Source organism: Arthrobacter cupressi (assembly GCF_900099975.1).
GTDB classification, from domain to species: Bacteria; Actinomycetota; Actinomycetes; order Actinomycetales; family Micrococcaceae; genus Arthrobacter; species Arthrobacter cupressi.
The window spans coordinates 27,212-48,498 of sequence record NZ_FNEI01000005.1 but is presented as its reverse complement, the minus strand read 5'-3'; the positions used below and the strand labels follow the sequence as shown (position 1 = coordinate 48,498).

The window sequence follows — 21,287 nt, the reverse complement described above, 5'->3', positions numbered from 1 at the left end:
TGTCACCTGAGTTATTTGGAGGGCACCATGGAGTTCATGATCAGCGGCCGGAATCTGACCGTTTCGGATCGCTTCCGCGAATACGCGGGCGAAAAGATTTCCAAGATTGAATCGCTCGGGGACAAGGTCCAGAGGGTTGACGCCAAGGTTTCCAAGGAGAGCAATCCGCGTCAGAACCCGGGCCAGCTCACGGTGGAAGTGACAGTCATGGGCAGGGGTCCGGTCATCCGGGCAGAAGCCAGCGCCGCTGACAAATTCGCAGCTTTCGACCTCGCGTACAGCAAGCTCCTCGAACGGCTGCGCAGGGCCAAGGACAGGAAGAAGGTCCACCACGGGCGGCACACACCAAAGGCGGTGCGTGAAGCCACGGCAAGCCTCGAGCCTGTCAGCACCCGTGAACCTATTTACGCTGCGGCAAGCAACCACGAGGAACCGGCCGCTCCGAGCACGGAAGCGTCTCCGTACGATATCGACAACGACATCCCGGCCGGTGACTCTCCGGTGCTGATCCGCCGGAAGGTCTTCCCCGCGGCGTCCCTTACGATCGATGACGCCGTGGACAACATGGAACTCGTCGGCCACAACTTCTACCTCTTCGTGGACAAGGAAACCAACACGCCGTCCGTGGTCTACCGACGGCGCGGCTGGACCTACGGCGTCATCACCCTGGACTCGAACTGCGAGCCCGGCAATGAAGCGGTGGAGGACAAGATCCACGCCTACCGCTCCGACGACCACGCCGCCACGGCCTAGGCTGCTCCGCTTCCTCTGACGAAAGGACACGCATGGCGGCTTCGCTGAGCCTTCAGCAGGCACGGCGGATCGCATTGGCAGCCCAAGGCTTGGACAAGGTCCGGCCCACCGGTCCCGTAACATCACGGGCGGTGGGCCGGACCTTTGCCCGCCTGCAGCTGGTGCAAATCGACTCGGTGAACGTTCTGTCCCGTAGCCACTACCTGCCCTTTTTCTCCCGGCTGGGGGATTACGACCGCAGCATCCTCGATTCCCTGTCGGCACGCAGTCCGCGCCGCATGATGGAGTATTGGGCCCACGAAGCAAGCTTCATCCGGCCCGAGCACTTCGGTGACCTGCTTCTCTGGCAGCGGCGCGGCTGGGTCGGCGCCGGGCATCTCGAGCATGCATTGCGCGAAGATATGGCCGACCGGATCCTGGAGGCACTCGCCGCCGGACGCCCGATGACGGCGGCCCAGCTCACCGCAAAGCTTGGCCATCAGGAGGAACGCCGCCACGAACAATGGGGCTGGAACTGGAACCTCGTCAAGCGGGTGCTCGAGCATTTGTTCGAAGAAGGCCGGGTCAGCGCCGCATCCCGGACCGAGCAGTTCGAACGCCGCTACACCCTGACCTCCCGGGTCCTTCCGGCCGCGGTGAAGGCTCCGGAGGCGGACCACAGGAACTTCGATGACGACGGCGCCGGCCGGGCGGCTGCCATGGAGCGCCTCATAGATGCCGCAGCACAGGCACACGGAATCGGGACCGTGCGGTGCTTCGCCGATTACTTCCGGACGCCGGTCAAGGCTGCGACCCAGGCGGTCGGCGCGCTCGTCGACCAAGGCCGCCTGGAACCTGTTTCGGTACAGGGCTGGGACCGTGTGCTTTACCGCCATGCGCAGGCGAAGATCCCGCGGAAGGCTGCGGGGAGAGCGCTGCTGAGTCCGTTCGATTCGCTCGTCTTCGAGCGGCGGAGGCTGCACGAACTCTTTGGATTCCACTACCGGATCGAAATCTACACCCCGGCCGGGAAACGGAAGTTCGGATACTACGTCCTGCCTTTCCTCCTCAGGGACAGGATCGTCGCCCGGGTGGACCTCAAAGCTGACCGCGCAGGCCGCCTGCTGCTTGTCCGTTCCGCCCACGCGGAAAGCGACGCCCCGGCGGACACGGCAGGCGAGCTGGCCGATGAACTCCGGCTCATGGCCCGCTGGCTCGAACTGGAGGCCGTCGTCGTGTCGCCCGAAGGGGACCTGGCCCCGCGGTTGGCGCAGGAGTTGCGCGGGATATAGTCCCGGAAGCTGTGCTTCGCGCACCAGGTCCGGCCCGGGGAAGGATTCCAGTACGGGCGCTCTCCGCTCTCAGGAAAACATCTCTGTTTGGTGTTGTACGCTCCCGTAGACTGAAACCGCCAGAATTCGGCAGCTTGAGACTGGGAGCAACTTCACGTGGCATCACTTATCGAAAAACTTCTCCGCACGGGTGACAAGAAGACCCTGAAACAGCTGCGGAGCTATGCCGATTCCATCAATGCCCTTGAAGACTCCTTCAAGACCTTCACCGATGCGGAACTCCGGGAAGAGACCGACGTGCTCCGCGCCCGTTACCAGGACGGCGAACACCTGGACGCCCTGCTTCCCGAAGCGTTCGCCGCCGTGCGCGAAGCCTCCTCCCGCACCCTGGGCATGCGCCACTTTGACGTCCAGCTCATGGGCGGCGCCGCCCTTCACCTCGGAAACATCGCCGAGATGAAGACCGGTGAAGGCAAGACGCTCGTCGCCACGGCTCCGGCGTACCTCAACGCCCTGACCGGGAAAGGCGTGCACGTCGTCACGGTCAACGACTACCTCGCCGAATACCAGTCTGAACTCATGGGACGCGTCTACCGCTTCCTCGGCCTGAGCAGCGGCTGCATCCTGGCCAAGCAGGACCCCGCGGCGCGCCGCGAGCAGTACGCTGCGGACATCACCTACGGCACGAACAATGAGTTCGGCTTTGACTACCTGCGGGACAACATGGCGTGGGACAAGTCCGAACTCGTCCAGCGCGGACACCACTTCGCGATCGTTGACGAGGTCGACTCCATCCTGATCGACGAGGCCCGGACCCCGTTGATCATCTCCGGTCCGGCGCAGGGCGACACCAACCGGTGGTACAGCGAGTTCGCCAAAGTCGTGCAGCGGCTCCAGCCGGAGACGGACTACGAAGTGGACGAAAAGAAGCGCACCGTCGGTGTCCTCGAAGCGGGCATCGAGAAGGTGGAAGACTACCTCGGCATCCAGAACCTCTACGAATCCGCCAACACCCCGCTGATCGGCTTCCTCAACAACGCCATCAAGGCCAAGGAACTGTTCAAGCGGGACAAGGACTACGTGATCCTCGACGGCGAAGTGCTGATCGTCGACGAACACACCGGGCGCATCCTGGCCGGCCGCCGCTACAACGAGGGCATGCACCAGGCTATTGAGGCCAAGGAAAACGTCGAGATCAAGGCCGAAAACCAGACGCTCGCCACGGTCACCCTGCAAAACTACTTCCGCATGTACGGGAAGCTCTCGGGCATGACCGGCACGGCCGAAACCGAGGCCGCCGAGTTCATGAGCACCTACAAGCTTGGTGTGGTTCCCATCCCCACCAACCGCCCCATGCAGCGTCTCGACCAGCCTGATCTCGTCTACAAGAACGAGATCGTGAAGTTCGAAGCCGTGGTCAAGGACATCGCCGAACGCCACGAGAGCGGCCAGCCCGTCCTCGTCGGCACCACCAGCGTGGAAAAGAGCGAATACCTGTCGCGGCTGCTGGCCAAGGAAGGCATCCGCCACGAGGTCCTCAACGCCAAGAACCATGCCCGTGAGGCAGCCATCGTGGCGCAGGCCGGGCGCAAGGGTGCCGTAACCGTCGCCACCAACATGGCCGGCCGCGGCACGGACATCATGCTTGGCGGCAACGCCGAGTTCACCGCGATCGCGGACCTGGCCAAGCGCGGCCTGGATCCCGAGGAGAATTCCGAGGAGTATGAGGCCGCTTGGCCGGCGGCACTTGAAGCCGCGAAGCAGGCTGTCAAGGATGAGCACCTCGAAGTCCTGGACCTCGGCGGTCTCTACGTCCTGGGCACGGAACGCCACGAATCCCGCCGGATCGACAACCAGCTCCGCGGCCGCTCCGGCCGTCAGGGTGACCCCGGCGAGTCCCGCTTCTACCTCTCGCTGACCGACGACCTGATGCGGCTCTTCAACTCCGGCGCCGCAGAGCGGCTGATGAACAGCTCGGTGCCGGACGACGTCGCCCTTGAATCCAAACTCGTCTCCAGGGCGATCGCCTCCGCCCAGGGCCAGGTGGAAGGACGCAACGCCGAGCAGCGCAAGAACGTGTTGAAGTACGACGACGTCCTGAACCGCCAGCGCGAAGCAATCTACGGTGACCGCCGCCGGATCCTCGAGGGTGACGACCTCCACGAGAAGGTCCAGTTCTTCCTCGAAGACACCATCAACGCGTTCATCGACGCCGCAACGGCCGAGGGCAGCGGAGACGACTGGGACTACAACCAGCTGTGGACCAACCTGAAGACCCTCTACCCCGTGACGGTTTCGGCCCAGGACATCATCGATGAGGCCGGTGCCAAGTCCAGGGTGACCGCAGAATTCCTGAAGAACGAGATCCTTTCCGACGCCCAGCTCGTCTACAAGGAGCGCGAAGAAGCAATCGGCTCCGAAAACATGCGCGAACTCGAGCGCAGGGTTGTTTTGTCCGTCCTCGGGCGTAAGTGGCAGGAACACCTCTACGAGATGGATTACCTGAAGGAAGGCATCGGCCTGCGGGCGATGGCCCAGCGCGATCCGCTCGTCGAGTACCAGCGGGAAGGCTTCACCCTGTTCCAGAGCATGATGGAAGCCATCCGGGAAGAAAGCGTCGGGTTCCTGTACAACCTGGAAGTCGAAGTTACCCCGGCGGAGGACGTGGTGGTCGCCGACGACAGCGCGGCAGGGGCCCACACGGAGCATCACGATCCGCAAATTCACGCGGCCGGCCTGCAGGCTCCGGAGCGTCCGGCACAGTTGCAGTACACCGCCCCCGGAGAAGACGGCGCGAGCCAGACCCGGGTAGAGGGACGGTCCGGCGGCGGGCGTTCAGGCAACCCCGCCAAGGCCGCTGCCGAGGACAAGGCAAGAAAGGCGCCCCGCAAGAAGCGCCGCTGATCCGTGGTGCAGGCGTCCTAGGGCTGTACAGAAAATACGTGAGGACCGGAACAATGTTCCGGTCCTCACGTATTTTCTGTCGTAGTCATCCAGACCTTCCTGTCCTGTGGTGCCTGTCCTGGTCTGTCTTGTCTCGTACGCTTGCCCCCGTCCTGTCTTGTCTCGTACAGTTGCCTGGCCCGTCCCCGGCCCGGGACCTCGCACGGGCAAACGCGGCGGCCGGCTAACCGATCTGGAGGGCTGTGACCTTCCACGCGCCGTTGCTCAGTTCGAGGCGCATGGCGACTGCGCGGGACCGCAGTTCTTCATGGACAACCAGAGCAGCCTCGTAGACGGACTCGGAAACAGCGCACGCATGGACCGAACGGACCTGGGGATTGCGATGGTGCCGGAAATTGGCGACGCCGCTACGCACGGCGTGTGCCCTCGTGAGGACTGCGCGGTGCTGAAGGGAGGCCAGCGACCGGGGGTCCAAGGAACGCGAGAGTTGCTGGACGGGTCGCGTGCCGGCCAGGACTTCTACGACCGCCTGGGCAATGCGCCGTGCGTGCACTCTTACCTCTTCATCTGTGCCCGGCAGGCCCGTGATGCCGGACGGGCCGGGTGCGGTCCCGGAAGGGCCGGTGGCGGGACGGGCCCGGTTGGCGGAAATCGGACGGATTGCTGGTACAGCGCTCATGACGTGGCTCCTTGGTTGGTTTCGGAAATAGATGGTTCTTAGTTCTTGGGCGGGGCCTGCAGGATCTGGCCGGGCACAATGAGGGCAGGGTCGGCCCCAATGACGTCTTTGTTGGCGGCGTACCACTTCGGCCAGTGGCGGGCGACGTCCACATCGCTGGCCAACGGCCCCAGGTCCTGGGCGGCGATGGACCACAGGGTGTCGCCGCGCAGCACCACCACCTCCTTGGATACAGGGGTGTCCGCCTGTTGCGCCGCACGTCTGACCTTGGTTCCCACGAGGCCGGGCTCGACGACCGGCGCCCGGGGCTGCCACTGCGGTTGCAGCAGGTCGGCGGACGCTGCTGACTCGTCCACCGTCTTCCCGGCCAGGGAAAGAACCCCGGCCCCGGCGGTGCCCTCGGCTTGCTGGGAAATCGGACTCCAGGCGGCAGAGATGCCGGCGGATCTGCCGGATGCTGACCACGCCGCCTCGACCACGGGCGTTGATGCCTGGGCAAGGGGAGCGCCGAGCAGGTTCAGCCCAAGCACAGCCAAGGCAAGGCGCCGCATGAACAAAGGGCTGAATCGTCCGGCAACTCTTGCCTGGGCTGTTCGCCCGGACTTTTGGAAGGCTGCAGCGGCAAAAGCCAGCACGAGAGACAGCAGCCACCAACTGACGATCAACTGCCCGGTGCCGGCCGCAACGAATCCGATGATGTCGCCGAACATCAGGCCTTGGTGGTGCGCTGCGGAAACCTTCCAGCGCTCGAGGAGGAGGATTCCGATCCCCAGGAGCAGGCAGCCCAGCAGCAGGATGACCGACGCCATTGCTGCATCGTGCCGGACGGTCCTTTCTGTCTCACTCACGAACTTCTCCTCGTTTTGATGCCGTTTGATGTCATTTGATGTATCTGAGGCAATTTTGAGCACGGATACTGGGTTTTGTCCAGTGATATTGCAACTTCGTTCGAAAATTGACCCGGCAGAGGTGCCCCCTTACGCTGACGGGATGCGATGGGACGCTCTCTTTCAAGACATGGAGGCGCAGCTCGCTGCCGAACAACGGCTGGTGCTTGAGTCGGAGGTTTCGGAGCGGGCCCGCGTTGAGATCGCCGGCATCGCCTTGGCTGACCGGCTCCGCGCCGCCCTGGGCCGGGAGCTCGCGGTCTTGTTGTCATCAGGGCTGCAGGTATCAGGCGTCCTGGCCCACGTGGGCAGCGAATGGATTGTGCTGAACGAGGCGCCGCAGCAGTGGCTGGTGCCGTATTCCGCGGTGGCCAGGTACCAGGGGGTCGGTCGCGACGTCCTTCAGGATTCAGGCGTGCGTGCGCGGATGGGTCTGGCGAGTGCGCTGCGGGGACTGGCCAGGGACCGGTCCGAAGTAACAGTCCATCTGGCGATGGCCGCGACCCAGGAAAGGGCGCTCTTCGGCGTAATAGACCGTGTCGGGAAAGACCATTTCGATCTTGCGGTCACGTCCGCGGGAGAGGCCAGGCGGCAAGGCAACGTCAGCTCTGTAGTGACCGTGCCTTTCGCGACGCTGGCCGCCCTGCGTTCCCTGCGGGGGCAGGAGCTCTAGGTGGCGTTGCCTAGTGGGAGGATTTCGCCTTCGTCTCTTCAATCATGCGGCTGGCTTCCGCGTATCGCTCCTGGATGTATTGCTCCAGCATGGTCTCTTCGACACGCCACTGGCCCCGGCCTCCGACTTGGATGGCCTTCAGTTCGCCGCTTCGCACGAGGGCATAGGCCTGCGGCGAGTTGATCTGCAACTGTTCGGCGACGTCTGCAAGGGTGAGGAATCGGGGCATGACACCATTTTGCCACTTCCTGGCATGTCTTGGTCCGGTTATCCACAGTTTGGTGTGATTTGGACTTCTTGACTTTGGAACAGGTGGGATTGCAGTCAGAATGAAGGCGATGCGCGGCCGGGCGGCCGCCGATGCAACCAGGGGGACTGACCATGAGCGCGAGTACTACAGCCGCGGCGGCACGGCTTAAGAAACCGTCATGGAAGGATCCCCGGCTCCTGGTCGGGATTCTGCTGGTGCTTGCTTCGGTCGCAGGCGTTATCGCGTTGGTCGGCGCCGCGGACCGCACTGTCCAGGTATACGTCGCACGCGAGGGCATCGCGGTGGGCCAGAAGCTGAGCCGGGACGATCTCTCCGTCGCCAAAGTCCGGCTGGACGATGTGGAGTCCGGCTATGTCACCGTCGAATCAGGACTGCCCGAGGGGAAGGTGGCGGTCCAGCGTGTAGCCAAGAACCAGCTTCTGCCCAGGGAAAGTCTGGGAGATGCAGACGCTTTGGACCGGAAGCCGGTGGCCGTCACCGTCGAGGACTCCCTGCCGGCCCAGGCAGTACCCGGTTCGCGGGTGGATGTATGGGTGTCTCTGCCGGATGCGCAGAATGGTTTCGCCGAGCCGCGCCTTCTGCTGCCGGGTGCGGAAATCGCGCAGGTCACCGAGGGATCGTCAGCGCTCGGGGCATCCAAGCAAACGGTTGTGCTGGTCCTCGTCACCGACGAACAGATGCCGAAGCTGCTCGGTGCCCAAGCAAACAAGGCAAAAGTAGCAGTGGTGTGGAACCCTGCGGGGACCGTGAAATGAGCATCCCCGTTGTCACAGTGGGTCAGTCCCAGGAAGATCTCGTCGGGGGACTCGAAAGACTGCACGGCCCGGTCACCGTGGTGCGGCGCTGCGATGAGTTGGCGGAGCTGCTCGCCGCCTGCCAAAGCGGCCTCGCACGCGCGGCCGTGGTCGCGGAGGGCAGCGAGGACCTCACGGCCTCGCTTGTGGACCGCCTCTCGGCGGTGGGCGTCGCCGTCGTCGGGCTTGTCGGGGACCCTGGGGAAGCGGCGCGGCTGCGGGCCATCGGAGTGATCACGGCGCTCCCGGATGTTGATGCGGCAGGCTTGGCCGCGAAGATCTCCGACGCCGTGCATCAGCTCACGGGCCGCGGTCCGAGGCAGCCCGAGCCGCGTGATTCCGGTCTGGCGGATCCGTCGGCCGGATTGCGGCCGGCCGGACCGGCCGTTGCCGAGGAAGTACCTGCGCCGAGCGGCAACGGCGAGATCGTCGCTGTCTGGGGACCGGCGGGGGCTCCGGGCCGGACGCTGGTGGCGGTGAACATCGCCGCGGAGCTTGCCGCCGAAGGCAAGGTGGTCCTGCTCGTCGACGCCGACAGTTACGGCGCGAGCGTGGCGGCCACCCTGGGCCTGCTGGACGAGTCGGCTGGACTCGCGCAGGCTTGCCGGCTGGCGGAGCAAGGGCTGTTGGACGGAGACTCCCTGAAAAAGGTCGCGGCCTCCGTTTTCACGAAGTCCGGTGAATTCCGGGTCCTGACCGGAATCACCAGGGCTGACCGGTGGACGGAACTTCGCGCCGCGGCCCTTTCCGGCGTGTTCGAACAGGCCAGGAAGATTGCCGACGTCATCGTGGTTGACGCAGGGTTCTGCCTTGAAGCGGATGAAGAACTGAGCTTTGACACCATGGCGCCGCGGCGGAACGCGGCCACGCTGCGCAGCCTGGAACTCGCGGACACTGTCTTCGCGGTGGGTTCGGCAGATGCCATCGGGGTCCCCAGGCTTGTCCGGGGCCTCGCCGAACTGGATGATGCTGTACCCCAGGCCGCTCCGCGGATTGTCCTCAACAAAGTCCGGGCATCTGCGGCCGGACGTTCCCCTGAGCGGCAACTGCGCGAAGCCTGGCAGCGCTATTCCCCGGCTGGAGAGATCTCGGCTTTCCTGCCGTCGGAGCCTGATACTTGCGATGCGGCGCTGCTGTCCGGCTCGGTTCTCTTCGAGGTGGCAGCCGAGTCGCCACTTCGTCGCGCGATCGCCGGACTCGTTTGTGCGCCTGCCCAGGGAATTTCAAGATCCTCTGTACGCCCATCCAGAGCAAGGCGGTTGCTTAAGCGTTAGGCTCGCCATGTGGGCTGCAAAGACGCAGCAAAACAAGACGTGATGGAGGCGTGTGTCGATGTCGTCAGGATCCAGCGTGGAGGATCGTTCCGCAACGGGTGTGGGCCGTGAAGGTTTCCTCGGAGACTACTACGAGCATCTGGCAGAGGAGGACGCGCGCGGATACTCCGCCGAAAGGCTGAACGCCCGGGCCCTGGCCCACCGGGAGGTCGCCAAGAAGCGCAATCCGGGCAGCGCCAACATCCAGATCGCCAACGAGGCCGACCGCAGCATCGTCTACATCGTCACCGATGACATGCCCTTCCTGGTCGACTCCGTGAATGCGGAACTCGTTCGCCAGAATTGCGCCATCAGGCTGGTCATGCACCCCTTGTTCGTGGTGTCCCGGGATGCTGATGGCAACCTTGCCGGCGTCGCCCGTGTCCCCGCCACCGTCGGCATCTCCAGCGGCGACACTGCGGCCCTGCCGGACATTTCCCGGCTTTTCGCCGAGGGACTCAATGCGTCCCACATGGAGTCCTGGATCGCCGTCGAGGTCGACCGCGTTCCCGACGCCGCGCAGCAGGAGCTGCTCGACGGCATCCGCCGGGTCCTGCGCGATGTCCGGGTCGCCGTTGAGGACTGGCCGAAGATGCGCAGCAAGGCCCTTGAGCTTGCTTCCTCCCTCGACAAGGTGACCCACCCCGAAGACATCGCCGAACTGCGGCAGACCCAGGACTTGCTCCGCTGGCTGGACAACGGAAACTTCACCTTCCTGGGTTACCGCGAATATGACCTGATCACCGAAGACGGTGAAGACGTGCTGGAACTGCGCGACGGGAGTGGACTTGGCCTTCTCCGTGCGGGCGACCACCCGCACCAGATCCAGCACCTGACCGACGCCGGCCGCCGCAAGGCGCGCGAGAAGCGCGCGCTCGTGATCACCAAAGCGAACTCCCGGTCCACGGTCCACCGCCCGGCCTACCTCGACTACATCGGTGTCAAGAGTTTCGACGCGGCCGGCAACGTGAACGGCGAACGCCGTTTCATCGGCCTGTTCGCCACCAGCGCCTACACGGGTTCCGTCCGCAGCATCCCGATCGTCCGCGAAAAGGTCGATGCCGTCCTGGGCTCCGCGGGCTTCCCGCGGGATTCCCACTCCGGCAAGGACCTCGTGGGCATCCTGGAGACCTACCCGAGGGACGAGCTATTCCAGATCGAAACTGAAGACCTGGCGGAGACGGCCCTCGGTATCCAGCGTCTGCAGGAACGGCGCCGCACCAAGCTGTTCCTCCGCCCGGACATTTACGGGCGGTTCATGTCCGCCGTGGTGTACCTCCCGCGTGACCGCTACACCACGAACGTCCGCCTGCGGATCGAGCAGGAACTCCGCGAAACCTTCGCGGCGGAAAGCATTGACTACGAGGCCCGCATCACCGAGTCCGCCCTCGCCCGTGTCTTCTTCCGGATCCGGCTGCCCCGTGAAGCCGAACTTGGCGAAGTGGATGCTGCGGCCCTCGAAAAGCGGCTCGTGAGGGCCTCCCGCTCCTGGGGCGAAGGCATTTCCGAGGTGGTCCGGGAACGCTGGAGCGGCGAAGACGCCGAACGCAGGTCCGCGGTGTGGGCTGACGCCTTCCCCGCGAGCTACCGGGTGGACTTCGAAGTAGAAGATGCACTGGAAGACATTGCCCGCTTCGAGGAATACGGCGCCGCCACCGCCGTCCGTGAAGCACCTGCCCAGGCACTTCCGGGTGTCCATGTCTACCTGCCCAAGGGCGCGGGTGAATCCCTTGAGGAAGACGCCCGGGTCAAGCTCTACCTGCTCGAACCGAAGAGCCTGAGCCAGATCCTTCCCTACTTCCACAACCTCGGGCTCGAAGTCCTCGACGAACGGCCCTTCGAGATCGAGACTGCAGACCACCGCGACTTCTTCCTGTACGACCTCGGCCTGAAGTACCCCTCCGGCGTTGATCCACTCGCCACCGGGAAGCTTCTCGCTGAATCGTTTGCGGCCGCGGTGACTGCTTCCGTGGAATCCGACAGCTTCGACCGGCTCGTTCTGCGCGAAGGATTGGCCTGGCGCCAGGTCGTCGTGCTCCGCGCATACGCCAAGTACATGCGCCAGATGGGCAACACGAACTCCTTCGAGTTCATCGCCGACACCCTCCTGTCGAACCCCGAAGTTGCCCATGGCCTCCTGGAACTCTTCGCTGCCCGTTTCGATCCGGCCCTCGAGGAAGCCACCCGCGGGGACCGGCAGGACAGCGCGCGGGCCCGCCTGGCCAAGGCCATCGACCAGGTGGCGACCCTCGACGCCGACCGGGTGCTGCGGACATTCGTCAACCTGATCGAATCGACGCTCCGCACGAACTTCTACCAGGGCAAGGGCCACGTCAGCTTCAAGCTCGACCCGACGCAGATCGACGGACTGCCGTTCCCCCGCCCGATGTTCGAAATCTGGGTGTACTCGCCGCGCGTCGAGGGCGTGCACCTGCGCTTCGGAAAGGTCGCCCGCGGCGGCCTGCGCTGGTCGGACCGCCGCGAAGATTTCCGCACCGAGATCCTGGGCCTCGTCAAGGCCCAGACCGTCAAGAACGCCGTGATCGTTCCGACCGGCGCCAAGGGCGGCTTCTACGCCAAGCAACTTCCGGACCCGGCCGTCGACCGTGCCGCCTGGATGGCGGAAGGCGTCGAGTGCTACAAGACGTTCATCCGGGGCCTCCTCGACCTCACCGACAACCTGGTCAGTGACGCCGATGGCGAGACGATCGTGCCGCCGTCGAACGTGGTCCGGCAGGACGGTGACGACTCCTACCTGGTGGTTGCCGCCGACAAGGGAACGGCAACGTTCTCAGACATCGCCAACGGCCTTGCCTTGGAGTACGGATTCTGGCTCGGCGACGCCTTCGCTTCAGGCGGATCCGTCGGCTATGACCACAAGGCCATGGGCATCACGGCCCGCGGGGCATGGGAATCAGTCAAGCGGCATTTCAGCGAACTGGACCTGGATACCCAGAACGAAGAGTTCACGGTGGTGGGCGTCGGCGACATGTCCGGCGACGTATTCGGCAATGGAATGCTGCTGTCGCGGCACATCCGTCTGCTTGCCGCTTTCGACCACCGGCACATCTTCCTCGACCCGGCCCCGGATGCGGCGGCATCCTTCGCAGAGCGCCAGCGGCTCTTTGAACTTCCGCGCTCGTCCTGGGACGACTACGACCGTTCCCTCATCAGCGAAGGCGGCGGGGTCTTCCCGCGGCAGGCCAAAGTGATTCCGGTGTCCGCACAGGTGCGTGCCGCACTGGGACTGCCCGAAGGCACCGTGCAGCTGAGCCCGCCGGAACTGCTCCGTGCAATCCTGCTCGCCCCGGCCGACCTGCTCTACAACGGCGGCATCGGAACCTACGTCAAGGCAAGCAGCGAATCCAACGCGCAGGTCGGCGACAAGGCAAACGACGCGATCCGCGTCGACGGACGTGAACTCCGGGTCAAGGTGGTCGGCGAAGGCGGCAACCTCGGCCTGACCCAGCGCGGACGTATCGAGGCGGCGCTCCAGGGCATCATCCTGAACACGGACGCGATCGACAACTCCGCCGGCGTGGACTGCTCGGACCATGAAGTGAACATCAAGATCTTTGTGGACCGCATGGTCAAGGCCGGCAAGCTCGAGGCCACCGAGCGCGCGGATTTCCTCGCCGACATGACCGACGAGGTCGGCCGGCTCGTGCTGGAAGACAACATCGACCAGAACATCCTGCTGCTCAATGACCGCACCCGGGTCGCCGACTGGAGCCCCAGCTACGAGCGGCTGATGGACTGGCTGGAACAGCACGCCGACCTCAAGCGCGAGCTGGAGGCGCTCCCCACCACCGCAAGCCTGCGGGAACGGCTCGAACAGGGCCAGGGACTGACCTCACCGGAACTGTCGGTGCTGGCGGCCTACGCCAAGATCGAGCTGGCGTCCGCCCTTGGGCGCTCGGACCTGGCCGACGATCCGTGGTTCCGCCGCACCATCCGGGAGTACTTCCCGCAGCAGTTGCGGGAACGCTTTGACGCTGAACTGGATTCGCACCCGCTGCGGCGTGAAATCATCGCGACAGTGGTTGCCAACGACATGATTAACCTCGGCGGCATCACCTTCGCTTTCCGGACCATGGAGGAGACCTCCGCCAGCGAGTTCGCGGTTGCCAAGGCCTTTGTCGCCCTGCGCGAGGTGTTTGAACTGGATGCCATGGTGGCCGAGCTGAACGCCCTGCCGGCTTCCTTCCCGACCGAGCACTGGAGTGCGGTCCACCTGGACATCCGGCGGCTGCTCGACCGGGCGGTGCGCTGGCTCCTCACCCAGGGCATGGCCGGCAAGCCGATCGCCGACATAGTTGAATCCTTCAAGCCGCTGCTGGACCCGATGCGCTCACGTGTGCTCGAGTACCTGCGCGGGGATGACAAGGAACGCGTGCTCGGCTGGCTCGAGCGCGGCCGCCAGTGGAACCTTCCTGAGAATCTGGCCCGCCGCTGGTCCGAGTTGTTCGAAAGCTTCGTCCTCTTGGACATTGCCCGGATCGCCCAAAGCCGCTCGCTGCGGGTGGAAGAGGTCAGCAACGTCTACTACACGGTCTTCAACCGCTTCCACGTTGATTCGCTCCTGGAACGGATCAGCGCCCTGCCGCGGGACGACCGCTGGCAGGCACTGGCCCGCGCCGCGCTGCGGGACGACCTGTATTCGACGATCGCGGACATGACGACGTCGGTGCTCGAGTCGAGTGAGGACGGTGCTGCCGCCGAGGACCGCCTGAAGGCCTGGGAACAGCTGAACGCCGAGCAGTTGGGCAGGGCGAAGAGCATGTTCGATGAGGTCAACGCCCTCGAAGCCGACGACATGGCCTCTCTGTCGGTAGCATTGAGGCTCTTGAGGTCAATCGTCCGCCGCTAGGGAAAGTCCCGCGGCGTCTATGGAGGTGCAGTGGCAATCTTTACAGACCCCATCAGGGAACACGCTGATTTCGGGCCTGGGGATGCCGAGTGGCTGCACCTTCTGGTCGGCGACTGGCAGATGGTCGCCGACCTGGCGTTCGCGGACCTTGCGCTGTGGTTTCCGCACCCGGAGTTCGGGTACATTGCACTGGCGCATGTCCGTCCGTCGACGAGCCACACGGTCTTTCACGCCGACTTCGTGGGGGAGGGGATCCGTTCCGATCTCCGCCCCCTGGTCGACAAAGCTTGGAACAGTCGCTCGATCGAGCGTTCCAGTGAAACAAGCTGGAGCAGTGAGATGGCCCTGCGCGTGGAAGCGGTCCCGATGGTGCGCAACGGCCGGACCCTCGCCGTTGTCACCTCGCATATGGACCTCTCCAGTTCGAGGATGCCGTCCCGCCTGGAGTTGACCTACCGTCAGTGCGCGTACGACCTGCTCCGGATGGGTACCCTCGGCCTCTGGCCCGACTTCGCGTCCCCGACCGGTTCCCGCCGCGGGGCGCCGCGCGTTGGCGACGGGCTCATCCGGCTCGACGCCGACGGCATCGTCCAGTACGCCAGCCCCAACGGGGTCTCTGCGTTCCGTCGCCTTGGCGAAGTGGAGACCCTGGAGGGGCGCTCACTCGCCGAGGTGACTGCGGGCCTGCTCAAGGACCGGAGGATGGTCGATGAGACACTCCCGTTGGTGGTCACCGGGCGGATGCCGTGGCGTAGTGAGATTGAGTCGCGCGGCGTGAGCCTGTCTCTCCGGGCGATCCCGCTGCGTGACGAGAATCAGCGCTTCGGCGCCCTGGTGCTGTGCCGGGACGTCTCCGAACTCCGCCGGCGGGAACTGGAACTGGTAACCAAAGACGCCACGATCCGGGAAATCCACCACCGGGTGAAAAACAACCTGCAGACGGTGGCCGCCCTGTTGCGGATGCAGTCGCGCCGCATGGTCAGCGACGAAGCCAAGCAAGGCCTCGAACAGGCGATGCGGCGGGTGGCCACCATCGCGCTCGTCCACGAAACGCTGTCACAGGGCCTCACCCAGAGTGTCGACTTCGACGAACTGATCGGCCGACAGTTCCGTTTGTCGGCCGAGGTGGCATCGCCGTCGCAGTATGTCAGGACCGAGCGTTCGGGGATGTTCGGCGAACTCCCGAGTGACTTCGCCACGCCGCTTGCCCTGGTGATCAATGAACTAGTCACCAACGCCGTGGAACACGGACTTGAAGGCCGGGCCGGTACAGTGTGGCTGATTGCGGACCGGTCCACGGGTCCCCAGGGCGACGAAATGCTGACAGTGACGATTTCGGACGATGGCGTAGGCCTTCCAGAAGGTACGTATTCCGAGGGCCTGGGGCTGCAGATCGTCCGGACGCTTGTCACCAGCGAACTGGGCGGCAGCATCCAGTGGTTCCCGCGCGACGGCGGGGGTACTTCAGTTGAAATCGTCCTGAGCCTGCGTCCCAACTAAGGACGCGGAGCCCACAACGCAGGGGCGGCCCGGACCAATGGTCCGGGCCGCCCCTGCGTCGTTTTTCGTTGTTACAGCCTCTTGCCGGCATTGCCGTCTTGCCGGCATTGCCGAGCCGGTGGTCGTCCGGAGCGCCGGTCCGGAGGCCAGGTTAGGAGGCGCGGCGGGCGCGGGCAGCGCGGCGCTTCAGGGCGCGTCGCTCGTCTTCGCTCATGCCGCCCCAGACACCCGCGTCCTGTCCGGACTCAAGTGCCCATTGCAGACAGGTATCCACGACGGGACAGCGGCGGCACACGCTCTTTGCTTCTTCGATCTGGAGAAGGGCCGGTCCGGTGTTTCCCACCGGGAAGAAAAGCTCGGGGTCCTTGTCGAGGCAGGCTGCGCGGTTACGCCAATCCATGCTGATCAGTCACTCCATTCGTCAGAACTCGTCGAGCCCCTTTGTGAAAATATTCACGAGAGGCTTCATAGGAAAAGGGGACCCAATGGGCCCCCTTGGTCGTCTGAATCAAGCGTGTCATGTTAACGCCATGTAAACAAGGGGTTCGTGCCTCTGAAATGCCCCCAAAACGTGAGCGATGCATCACATAGGCTGCCGGTCTCGCCAACGGTATTCGACTATGTCCGGTAGTGTGCCAGTGTGTCAATACCCCCTCAGAACCCCGCCAACGAGCCTTTCCGTGAGGATGCGCCAGGACCGGCAACGGCAGGAGCCGCCGGGAAGGCCGGCATCGGGCCCCGGCCGTTCGGAATCCTCCTGATCTCGCTTGTGGTGCTCCTTGAAGCCCTGGCCCTTCTCGCTGCTGCTGGCCTGTACGCCTTCCAACTTGCGAGCGGGGCACCGGTGGCGTCATTTTGGGGAGCGGTTTTCACCCTTGGCTTGCTTTTGGCCTTTTCGGTGTGGCTTTTCGCGGTGGGACACTTCCTGTTCCGCGGCTACCGCTGGACGCGAGCGGCAGCGCTCGTGGCGCAGCTCTTCGTTCTGACCATCGGGGTTCCGACAATCACTGGCGGCCTGCCGCTGGCCGGCCTTGCGATGGTGGTGCCGGCCCTCGCGGTGATCGTCTTCCTCTTCGAAAAGAAGGTCCTCTCCTTTGCATCCCGGACCGGGGGTAGTTCGGGAGCGCTTTGAGTTTCAGGCAGCAACCCGCCCTGGTTCAGCGACGGGGATCTGGAAAGTCTGTGATTCGCCGTCCTGGATGAGTACCGCACGGCCGGGAACGTTCGGGCCCGCTTCCACCCGGAAACCGAAGAGGTCGCCGTCCGCCGGATGCCGGGGTGAGAGGAGTATCCCACGTCCCTCGTTCCGGGCTTGGCTAGCCAGTGGCAGGCGCTGGATGAAGGGTTCGCCATAGGCGGCTGTCGCGATCACGCTGACCCCGAGTGACGGTAGTGCCGCCGCGAGGTCCGCTGCCTCACTTCCCAGCCGGTCGACGTCGTCAATGAGCGCAATGCCGCCGGGAGCAAGGAAACCCGCGCCGGCTATCCCGTGCAATTCGGCGCAGAAGCCCGCGGGATCGGAGCCGGATGGCGCCCGCAACCAATGGATGTCGGGATTCAGCAAAGGCAGGATGTCCAGAAAGTTCGACTTGCCCGTGCCACGGTGCCCCAGAACCAGTACGACTCCGCCTGGGGGGAGACTGACGACGACCGGCTCGAGTTCATCTCCTCCCAATCCCAACAACACCGAGGGGACGGTTGCGCCGTTGGAGGCACGCGGGACAGGGGGCAGGGCCCGGGAGACGACGTCGCCGGGCAGGATCCGCCGCGGGAGTGCCTGGACCCGGAAGGCGCGGTGCTCGGGTTCGGCGGCCTTTCCGTACGGCCATGACGCTTCCTTGGACGGAACCACGAACTGCGCCTCGGCGAGTCCTTCACCCAGGTAGGGCCCGGCCACCAATGCACGGCCCGTGAGCGGCTCGGGCAGGGCGAAGCGCGGCCACGCCGCACGACTCTCCTCGGTGCTCCCGCAGGGGAAGTACGCGCGGTTGGGAAGCGAGCCGTAGAGCCTCGAGGTCGTCAACTCCCTGTCCCCGGTAACGAGGAGGTGGATGCCGGACTTGGGTCCGTCACGGCTGATGCCATGGATGAGGTCTTCGGCCCACGCCAGCGGTCCTGCCCGGAGGAGCGCGAGCCACGAGCCCCAAGCTGTGATGACGAGCAGCAGCGGGACGTGCTTCCCGCCGCCGGCTTGCCGGGCCGCGACTTCGGCCGCGATGCGCTCCGCCACGCGCACAGCTCGCAGCGGTTCCTGGGGAGTCACGATCGCGCCGACACGGCCGGGAAGTGCTGTCCCGGGAAAGGAGCCGTCTCCGTCGAGAACGTAGCAATGAACTTCATGGTCCGCCAACAACAGCCGGGACGAAATCGCCAGGCAGGCGCCTTCGACGCCACTTCCGGGCGGACCCAGCAGCGCGAGGTGGCCCTGCAGCGCCGGGTGCCAAAACAGGGGACCGGTGCATTGCCGGTCCGGCAGGTCAACAACACCGAGGAACGCGGCAAGGGGCAGGGCTGTTGCGTGGCGGCCGTCGGGGCCGCCCGCGTCTTCCGGCAGGAGAGATTCCGGCAGTTCCGCGGCGACGGGTCTGCGCGGCTGCGTCTCCTCCAGGCCCGACCAGGCGGTCCGGATCGCCTCAACCGCCGGTGCACAGGTTCCCGCAGAGCCCGTGTCCACCGCGCCCTCGGCACCCGCGCTGCGGCCGCTCCCCGCCGTTGTGCTTTCTAAAGCACGGTACTTCGGGGCGCCCTTTTCCAAGGCAAGAACAGCCTCCTGAGCGATGACGGTCCGTGCAGGGGTGTTTTCGGCAGCGCCCGACAACGAGGCCGTCTGGAACAGTTCGCATTCTTCGACGCCCCTGCTCAGATAGGCCCGGCCCGGCATCGAAATCGGGATAGCCGCCGCCAGGGGGGAGTTGATGACGTCACGGGACTCCATTTCCGACTGGACCCGCAGAGCGATGCTTGTAGTGACATTCGCACGGATATCGGAGCTGATGGCTCCCTGCGGCCGCTGAGTCGCCATGATCAGGTGGATCCCCAGCGAGCGGCCGACCGTTGCAATCCTCATGAGTTCGGCAAGCGCAGAGGGGGAGTCTTCAATGAGCATGCGGAACTCATCGACGACGACAACCAGCCACGGCAATGGCCGGTACCTGGTCCGGCGGCCGGGCGAGTCCTGATTCTGCCGGCGGGCCTCCATGCGGTAGGAAGCGAGGTCCTCGACGCCGGCCGCGGCCAGGAGTCCTTCGCGCCAGCGGATTTCGGCCCGCAGCGACGCCAGCGTCCGGTCAACACCGCGTTGCTTTAGGTCTGTGAGGAGGCCGACGCAGTGGGGGAGCGCCGCCAGCGGGCCGAGCCCCGAGCCACCCTTGAAATCCACGAACAGGAACGTGACGCGTTCCGGACTGTGCGCAAGGGAGAGCGACGTGACGATCGTGCGGAGGAGTTCGGACTTGCCGGCGCCGGTGGTACCGGCGATCAGGAGGTGGGGGCCGTCGTCGACCAGATCGAGCGACCTGGTCCCCTGGGTTCCGCGGCCTATGACAGCCTGAAGGGCTTTGCTCTCTTTGGATTCCTGCCAGCGCCCGAGGATCGAGGGCGGGTCCCAGGGAACCAGATCAGCGAGGCTGCAGCGCCCCGGAAGGCCGGTGAGGGTGCGGGCTGTGCCTTTTGTGGGTGGCGTGGACGTCCCGATGAGCCTGCAGAAGGAATCGAAGACGTCGGCGGCTACGAGATCGGCGTCGAAGGAAAGCCTGCTTTCGCCGCAGCGGAGGAGTGCAGCGCCATGACCCAGTTCGATGGTGGCACGGTGGTCATTGGTGGCACGGTGGTCAATCGTGGCACAGTGATCCGTGTTCTCCAGCCGGCGAAACACGGTCCATCCGGCGGCGAGGGCCGCCTCAAGCAGTGGCGCGTCCGAGCGCTCCAGTGGTTCCGGAAGGAAGAGGAACCCTGCTCCCGCGGATCCGGAAACTGCCTTCTGCGCGGCATCCCGATCGGAATGCAGCACGGTCTTCGGCAGGAACCGCGCACTCAGTGGCAGCAGTCCGGCAGGGCCCATGACGACCACCGGAAAGGATGCGGCACTGGGATACGCGGCCAGTTGCATGAGGAGGAAGTTGAACAGCCCGGCTGTCTTCGCTTGCGGGCCGGCCACTGTTATGTCGCGGAGCGAGGGATCCAGCGTGACCGGGGCGTGCCGCAGCACCGGAGCGCTGAAGGCGGGGTCCTGCGGGTCAAGCTCAATCCGCGCCGCCTGGTGGCCGGTGCCGATACGCAGGCCGACACCGCCGGGGTCCCGGGTTTCGGATGCGTGTTCGGATGTCTGCCCTGGACCGGACTGCCCGGCCGGCCCGGACGACGCTGCGAGGACGATCTCCGCTGCCGAGGGCGCAGCCCTCTGCCTCCGCTCAGTGTCATTGCTCACGGCGGCCTGCAACGCGGACTTGAACGTGCGGCGCTCCTTCCGCCCGCTTGCGAGGGGAACGAGCAGCGCGACGGCCGAGATTCCGGTGAACGCGAGGAACATCCACGTTCCGGTGGTGATGGCAAGGACGAGTCCGAGGAGAAGCGGCAGGCCTGCCATGAGAAGCAGATTGAGGCGCCCCGCCGGTGATGGACGGTGCGGGACCCGGAGTGGGGAGCCCGTCGTGGTTCCCGCGGCCTCAAGCGTGGAGGCACGGGCACTGCTGTCAAAGACAATGGTCATCAGCGACGTGCCGCACAGGATGAGCGAGTCTGTGGAAACCACGGCTGTCCGGATTCTGCGGCCGTTCACTTTCGTTCCGTTTGAACTGCCACCGTCCCGCAGCGACACTGACGTTTCGGAAACCGTGAGCACCGCGTGGAGCCTGGACATCTCCGGATCCGCAACCGGGATGCTGCAATTTCCCCGGCCGATCGAGTAGCGGCCGCGCTCCAGCGGCACAACGACGCCAGCACCCGGGCCGCTGTGGACCAGCAGATGCAGCCCCGTGGACGCGGAGGGGCGGGCGCCGGGCACTGGCCCGTCAGTTCCTCCCCCGTCCACCAGGACAGCGCCCGGCAACAGCGGCGGCCGGCCAACGGCCAGGGAGGACAACGGACGGCCGCAGACTGTCAGCTCGCCGGTGCCGAACCCGACGGCGACGGCGGCCTGGACCGCCGCGCCCGGGCCGCCGTCGTCAATTTCCACGGTCAGCTCGACAGCTTCCTGCCTTACCGCGGAGAACGGGCCGCGGACCAGAGTGCAGTGGAATGGCATCGATAGTTTCCTTCCTCCCCGGCCGTGGACCCGTTTCCAAGCTATGCCTGCTGACAGCTCTCCTCGAGGGAGGAATGCCCCTATGTGGACAACCGCGTAAAACGCGGCGCCGGAATTCGGGCGGAGCATC

14 protein-coding genes are annotated in these 21,287 nt (G+C 65.2%); 9 read left to right on the top strand and 5 right to left on the bottom strand.

Going from position 1 to position 21,287, the window contains the following annotated elements; translation table 11 throughout:
- The first annotated feature begins 27 nt into the window (after positions 1–27).
- The 3 genes from hpf (at position 28) to secA (ending at position 4,928) form a co-directional block, all read left to right on the top strand.
- Complete coding sequence (gene hpf / locus BLP88_RS07525) at positions 28–753, top strand: ribosome hibernation-promoting factor, HPF/YfiA family (protein WP_074588182.1); 726 nt, start codon at positions 28–30, stop codon at positions 751–753.
- A 32-nt stretch (positions 754–785) separates the two neighbouring features.
- Positions 786–2,024, top strand: coding sequence for a winged helix-turn-helix domain-containing protein (locus BLP88_RS07520; protein ID WP_074588181.1), 1,239 nt, complete (start codon positions 786–788; stop codon positions 2,022–2,024).
- 156 nt (positions 2,025–2,180) lie between these two features.
- The gene (gene secA / locus BLP88_RS07515; RefSeq protein ID WP_074588179.1) at positions 2,181–4,928 is read left to right on the top strand and encodes a preprotein translocase subunit SecA; all 2,748 of its coding nucleotides are present in this window, start codon (positions 2,181–2,183) and stop codon (positions 4,926–4,928) included.
- A gap of 223 nt (positions 4,929–5,151) precedes the next feature.
- On the opposite strand, the gene BLP88_RS07510 is transcribed toward secA, so the two are convergent.
- Positions 5,152–5,607: an Rv3235 family protein gene (locus BLP88_RS07510; RefSeq protein WP_074588178.1), complete on the bottom strand. Its 456-nt coding sequence runs from the start codon at positions 5,605–5,607 to the stop codon at positions 5,152–5,154.
- A gap of 38 nt (positions 5,608–5,645) precedes the next feature.
- Positions 5,646–6,455, bottom strand: coding sequence for a LysM peptidoglycan-binding domain-containing protein (locus BLP88_RS07505; protein WP_245679796.1), 810 nt, complete (start codon positions 6,453–6,455; stop codon positions 5,646–5,648).
- A gap of 142 nt (positions 6,456–6,597) precedes the next feature.
- Between BLP88_RS07505 and BLP88_RS07500 the strand changes: the two genes are divergently transcribed.
- On the top strand, positions 6,598–7,167 hold the full coding sequence (locus BLP88_RS07500) for a hypothetical protein (protein WP_074588175.1): 570 nt from the start codon (positions 6,598–6,600) through the stop codon (positions 7,165–7,167).
- 10 nt (positions 7,168–7,177) lie between these two features.
- On the opposite strand, the gene BLP88_RS07495 is transcribed toward BLP88_RS07500, so the two are convergent.
- A complete protein-coding gene (locus BLP88_RS07495) occupies positions 7,178–7,396 on the bottom strand; it encodes a helix-turn-helix domain-containing protein (RefSeq protein WP_074588174.1) in 219 nt (72 codons plus the stop codon).
- A 152-nt stretch (positions 7,397–7,548) separates the two neighbouring features.
- On the opposite strand from BLP88_RS07495, the gene BLP88_RS07490 reads away from it, so the two are divergent.
- From BLP88_RS07490 to BLP88_RS07475, 4 genes are read left to right on the top strand one after another with little or no spacing between them, the layout of a single operon-like run.
- Complete coding sequence (locus tag BLP88_RS07490; RefSeq protein WP_074588173.1) at positions 7,549–8,193, top strand: SAF domain-containing protein; 645 nt, start codon at positions 7,549–7,551, stop codon at positions 8,191–8,193.
- Entirely contained in the window at positions 8,190–9,506 is a 1,317-nt protein-coding gene (locus tag BLP88_RS07485; RefSeq protein WP_074588172.1) for a CpaE/TadZ family protein, read from the top strand. The genes BLP88_RS07490 and BLP88_RS07485 overlap by 4 nt, the downstream gene beginning before the upstream one ends.
- Positions 9,507–9,564: 58 nt before the next feature.
- Positions 9,565–14,415, top strand: coding sequence for an NAD-glutamate dehydrogenase (locus BLP88_RS07480; RefSeq protein WP_074588170.1), 4,851 nt, complete (start codon positions 9,565–9,567; stop codon positions 14,413–14,415).
- Between the two features lie 30 nt (positions 14,416–14,445).
- Positions 14,446–15,915, top strand: coding sequence for a sensor histidine kinase (locus BLP88_RS07475; protein WP_074588169.1), 1,470 nt, complete (start codon positions 14,446–14,448; stop codon positions 15,913–15,915).
- Positions 15,916–16,066: 151 nt separating this feature from the next.
- Here the strand turns inward: BLP88_RS07475 and BLP88_RS07470 are convergent, their stop codons facing one another.
- Entirely contained in the window at positions 16,067–16,315 is a 249-nt protein-coding gene (locus BLP88_RS07470; RefSeq protein ID WP_003804966.1) for a WhiB family transcriptional regulator, read from the bottom strand.
- A gap of 240 nt (positions 16,316–16,555) precedes the next feature.
- On the opposite strand from BLP88_RS07470, the gene BLP88_RS07465 reads away from it, so the two are divergent.
- Positions 16,556–17,047: a hypothetical protein gene (locus BLP88_RS07465; RefSeq protein WP_084110933.1), complete on the top strand. Its 492-nt coding sequence runs from the start codon at positions 16,556–16,558 to the stop codon at positions 17,045–17,047.
- A gap of 3 nt (positions 17,048–17,050) precedes the next feature.
- On the opposite strand, the gene BLP88_RS07460 is transcribed toward BLP88_RS07465, so the two are convergent.
- The gene (locus BLP88_RS07460; protein ID WP_074588167.1) at positions 17,051–21,157 is read right to left on the bottom strand and encodes an FtsK/SpoIIIE domain-containing protein; all 4,107 of its coding nucleotides are present in this window, start codon (positions 21,155–21,157) and stop codon (positions 17,051–17,053) included.
- Positions 21,158–21,287 lie beyond the last annotated feature (130 nt).

Excerpts from the sequence above, each read along its gene's own strand:
- BLP88_RS07490 (WP_074588173.1), top strand. The coding sequence starts at position 7,549 with ATGAGCGCGAGTACTACAGCCGCGGCGGCACGGCTTAAGAAACCGTCA.
- BLP88_RS07510 (WP_074588178.1), bottom strand. The coding sequence starts at position 5,607 with ATGAGCGCTGTACCAGCAATCCGTCCGATTTCCGCCAACCGGGCCCGT.
- BLP88_RS07480 (WP_074588170.1), top strand. The coding sequence starts at position 9,565 with ATGTCGTCAGGATCCAGCGTGGAGGATCGTTCCGCAACGGGTGTGGGC.
- BLP88_RS07460 (WP_074588167.1), bottom strand. The coding sequence starts at position 21,157 with ATGCCATTCCACTGCACTCTGGTCCGCGGCCCGTTCTCCGCGGTAAGG.
- BLP88_RS07485 (WP_074588172.1), top strand. The coding sequence starts at position 8,190 with ATGAGCATCCCCGTTGTCACAGTGGGTCAGTCCCAGGAAGATCTCGTC.
- hpf (WP_074588182.1), top strand. The coding sequence starts at position 28 with ATGGAGTTCATGATCAGCGGCCGGAATCTGACCGTTTCGGATCGCTTC.
- BLP88_RS07500 (WP_074588175.1), top strand. The coding sequence starts at position 6,598 with ATGCGATGGGACGCTCTCTTTCAAGACATGGAGGCGCAGCTCGCTGCC.
- BLP88_RS07495 (WP_074588174.1), bottom strand. The coding sequence starts at position 7,396 with ATGCCCCGATTCCTCACCCTTGCAGACGTCGCCGAACAGTTGCAGATC.
- BLP88_RS07470 (WP_003804966.1), bottom strand. The coding sequence starts at position 16,315 with ATGGATTGGCGTAACCGCGCAGCCTGCCTCGACAAGGACCCCGAGCTT.
- BLP88_RS07520 (WP_074588181.1), top strand. The coding sequence starts at position 786 with ATGGCGGCTTCGCTGAGCCTTCAGCAGGCACGGCGGATCGCATTGGCA.